Source organism: Promicromonospora panici, from assembly GCF_900608595.1.
Taxonomy (GTDB): Bacteria; Actinomycetota; Actinomycetes; order Actinomycetales; family Cellulomonadaceae; genus Promicromonospora; species Promicromonospora panici.
In genome coordinates, this window is record NZ_UWYY01000054.1 from 1 (window position 1) to 1,333 (window position 1,333).

Here is a 1,333-nt window from a genome sequence, read left to right on the forward strand (position 1 = left end):
TGTCGTCGCGGCGGATGCCGCGTTCGAGGGTCGAGATGACGGCGGGCCAGATGCCGAAGTGGTTCGCTGCGGCGGTCAGGGTGATGTTCTTGGCCTGGCGTAGCGGTCGTAGGTCGGCGATCTGCGGGACCGGGATGTGCTGGGTCAGGTAGCGGAAGATCTCGCGGGCGATGGCGCGTTTGAGCTGGCGCTGGATCTCGCGTTTCGACTTGCCGCGGGCGTGTTGCCGGGCGACGTAGTCCTTGGTTGGTTGGTGGCTGTTCATCCGGACCAGTGCGATGCGGTGCAGCGCGTTGTTCGCCTGCCGGTCGCCGCCGCGTGAGAGGCGGTAGCGGCCGGTGGTCTTGCCCGAGGACGCGGGCACGGGTGCGGTGCCGCACAGGGCTGCGAATGATGCTTCGGTGCGTAGCCGGTCGGGGTTGCCGCCCGCGGTGATCAGCAGCTGAGCTGTGGTCACCGGGCCGGTGCCGTAGGCGGCGCGCAGCCCGGGGTTGGCTTGGGCCGTGAGGTGGTCGAGCTGGTCGGTGATCTGCTCGATCTCGGTCTGCAGGGCGCGGTAGCGGCGTGCCAGGGCGCGCAGCGAGACCAGGACCGCCGCAGTGACCGGGTCGGGGTGAGTGCTGCGAGAGCGGGCCAGGGCCTGCGTGAGCGCGGCTGGCTCGGTCTGGGAGTATTTCGCGCGGACGGGTTCGGGGGCGGTGATCAGCATCTGCCGGATCTGGTTGATCGCCACGGTCGTGGCTTTCACTGCTGAGCGGCGGACGTTCAGCAGGGCGCGGATGCCTTCGATCGTCTCGTCTTTGGGCGGGGTCGTGGCACGTCCGAACGCGACTGCGCGGGCGGCGGCGTAGGCGTCCAGCGGGTCGGACTTTCCTTTGCGGCGTCGTTCGTGCTGGTCGGGACGGTTGACCTCGATCACGTTCCCACCCGCTGTGCGGGCCGCGCGGGCCAGGCCCGCGCCGTAGCTGCTGGTGCCTTCGATACCGAAGGCCCGCACGACGCCGTGGGTCGTGATGAACGAGATCGCCCGGGCGTATCCCGTGGCGGTGGTCGGGAACTCCTGGTCGGCCAGGTCCTGGCCGTGCTCGGTCACGACAGCGATGTGGATCGTGTCCGCGTGGGTATCTGCGCCCGCGAACACGATCACTGGCCCGGTGGTGTTTGACAAGATGGTCCTGCCTTCTGCGTGGAAGGTAGGTGCCGGTCGGGCAGCAGACAGGACAGTGGTGGGGGCTTCTACCCAAGCTCCTATGAGGTCATGTCCGCCCGGCCGGCACCGTCTGCGGGTGGTCCCCGGGGCCGGGCGGATCACTCGGAAGACAGTCCAGCAGGA

Annotated in this window: 1 protein-coding gene; it reads right to left on the minus strand. The window is 69.0% G+C overall.

Translation table 11 applies throughout. From position 1 onward, the window contains the following. Nucleotides 1-1,168 (minus strand): IS110 family RNA-guided transposase (locus EW117_RS29245; protein ID WP_242504652.1); only part of this gene is annotated, 1,168 nt, incomplete at its 3' end. Nucleotides 1,169-1,333 lie beyond the last annotated feature (165 nt).